This is a genomic window from Saccharomonospora iraqiensis subsp. iraqiensis (genome assembly GCF_000430445.1).
In the GTDB taxonomy this organism is placed as follows: domain Bacteria; phylum Actinomycetota; class Actinomycetes; order Mycobacteriales; family Pseudonocardiaceae; genus Saccharomonospora; species Saccharomonospora iraqiensis.
The window spans coordinates 3,281-5,860 of the sequence record NZ_KE387110.1 but is presented as its reverse complement, the minus strand read 5'-3'; the positions used below and the strand labels follow the sequence as shown (position 1 = coordinate 5,860).

2 protein-coding genes are annotated in these 2,580 nt (G+C 74.3%); both read left to right on the top strand.

Annotation, left to right across the window (positions count from 1 at the left end):
- Positions 1-1,033: exo-beta-N-acetylmuramidase NamZ family protein (locus ACTIR_RS23760; protein ID WP_034240458.1), on the top strand; the 1,033-nt coding region annotated here is incomplete at its 5' end.
- A 311-nt stretch (positions 1,034-1,344) separates the two neighbouring features.
- Positions 1,345-2,580 (top strand): serine hydrolase domain-containing protein (locus ACTIR_RS23755; protein WP_052583917.1); only part of this gene is annotated, 1,236 nt, incomplete at its 3' end.

Genomic DNA, 2,580 nt, shown 5'->3' with positions numbered 1-2,580 from the left:
GCTGGTCGCGGCGGGGGTCCGGCCGCGGGCGGTGTTCGGCCCCGAGCACGGTTTCCGCGGCAGCTCCCAGGCGGGCGCCGCCGAGCGCGACGGCACCGACCCGCGCACCGGCCTGCCGGTCCACGACATCTACCGCGCCGACGCGGACACCCTCGCGGCGCTGTTCACCGACGCGGGCGTGGACACGATCGTGTTCGACATCGCCGACGTCGGCGCCCGCTTCTACACCTACATCTGGACGATGTATCAGGCGATGGTGGCCGCCGCCCGCGTCGGGGCGGCGTTCGTCGTCCTGGACCGGCCGAACCCGCTCGGCGGGCACGCGGCGGGGCCGGTGCTGGACCCGGCGTTCCGCTCGTTCGTGGGGCTGCGCCCGATCGCCCAGCAGCACGGGATGACCGTGGGCGAGCTGGCGCGGTTCTTCGACGCCGAGTTCCTCCCGGACGACGGGGGCCGGGTACCCGAGCTCGACGTGGTTCCGGTCGCCGGCTGGCGCCGGGACGTCCGGTTCGGCGACACCGGCCTGCCGTGGACCCCGCCGAGCCCGAACATGCCCACCCCGGACACCGCGCTCGTGTATCCCGGGACGGGCCTGTTCGAGGGCACGGTGTTCTCCGAGGGACGCGGCACGACCCGGCCGTTCGAGACGGTGGGCGCGCCCGGGCTGGACTGGCGCTGGCGTGCGCGGCTGGTGGAACGGAACCTGCCCGGCGTGCGGTTCCGGGAGACCTGGTTCGTGCCGACCTTCGGCGCGTTCGCGGGCGAGACCTGTGGCGGGGTGCAGCTGACGGTGACCGCCCCGGCCGCGTTCGACCCGATCCGCACCGCCGTCGAGATGCTCGTGACCGCGGCGGCCGAGCATCCCAACCTGTTCGCCTGGCGGGACGACCATTTCATCGACAAACTCGCCGGTTCGGACACCATCCGCCGGATGGTGGACGCGGGGGCGGGGCCCGACGAGATCGTCGCCTCCTGGCAGGACGGGCTCGCCGGGTTCCGGCGTCGACGCCGTCCCCACCTGCTCTACCGGTGAGCACCGGCACCCGGGTCCGGCCGGATCACACGGACCCGACACGACCAGCACGATCATCACGGACGACACGGACGATCCCGGCGGTGCGGACATGGCCGCACGGCACGGGAGCGAACGGACGGGGCGGACGGCGCGGAGCTCGGACCGGTCCGACGGCCGCGGCCGGGGCAGCATGGAGGTGAACGGCGACGATGCGGGCGAAGGGGACGACGGCACACCCGGTGCGCCCGGGGGCTTCCGTCGGAACGTGGGGCCGGAGAAGGCCGGTCACCGTGCTGCTCGCGCTGCTGACGCTGACGGGGGTGACCGCGATGACCGCGGTGGAGACCGACTCCGGGCGGTTCGATCGGCCCCGCCCCGGCTTCTCCGCCGGTCCGGGCGTGCTCACCGACTCCACCCCGGAACGGGCGGGGCTCGACCCGGAGCCGATCCGGGCCGCCGAGCGTCGTCTCGACCGGTGGACCGAACCGGGCCCGGCCGGAGCGGACGGCCGCCCGCTCTTCCCCGGTGCGGTGGGGCTGCTCGCCCACGACGGCGAGATCGTGGCCACGCACGCGACCGGCGACGCCGTACGCTACGCCGACGGCGCGGGCACCGAGCTCCCGCCGGAGGAACGGGTCCCGATGCGGGAGGACACCGTCTTCGACATCGCCTCGGTGACGAAGCTGTTCACCTCGGTCGCGACCCTGCAGCTCGTCGAGCGCGGGCGGATCGGACTGGACACCCCCGTGGCGCGGTACCTTCCCGGGTTCGGGGTCCACGCCAAGCACGACATCACGGTGCGTCACCTGCTCACGCACACCTCGGGCCTGCCGGCGACGCTCCCGCTCTGGCAGGACCACCCGGACGAGGAATCCCGGATCCGGGCGGTCCTCGAGGTCGAACCACGCTCCGCGCCCGGGTCCGGCCACTCCTACTCGGACCTCAACCTGATCACCCTGGGTGTGCTGATCGAGCGCGTCACCGGCGACCCGTTGGACAGGGTGATCGCCGAGCGCATCACCGACCCGCTCGGGATGTCCGACACCGGGTTCACTCCGCCACCGGGCGAACGCGACCGCATCGCCGCCACGGAGTTCCAGACGCGGCCCGCCCGCGGCATGGTGCACGGCGAGGTGCACGACGAGAACGCGTGGGCCCTGAACGGGGTGGCCGGGCACGCCGGGCTGTTCTCCACGGCGCGCGACCTCGCCGTGTTCGGCCAGACCCTGCTGACCGGCGGCACCTACGACGGCACCCGCATCCTCCGCCCGGAGACCGTGCGGGCGATGCTCACCGACCGGACCACCGGGGACGGGAGCCGGGGCCTCGGCTTCGAGCTCGACGCGATCCGGTACATGGGCGGTCTGACCTCCCCGTCCACGGCGGGGCACACCGGTTACACGGGGACGTCGCTGGTGCTCGACCCGCTGTCCGGGTCGGTCGCGGTGCTGCTGACGAACCGGGTGCACCCGTCCCGTTCGTGGGGCTCGCCCAACCCCGCCCGCCGGGCGTGGGCGACCGCGCTGGCGCGGTCGCTCGCCGTCGCCCCGGTGCACGGCACGCAC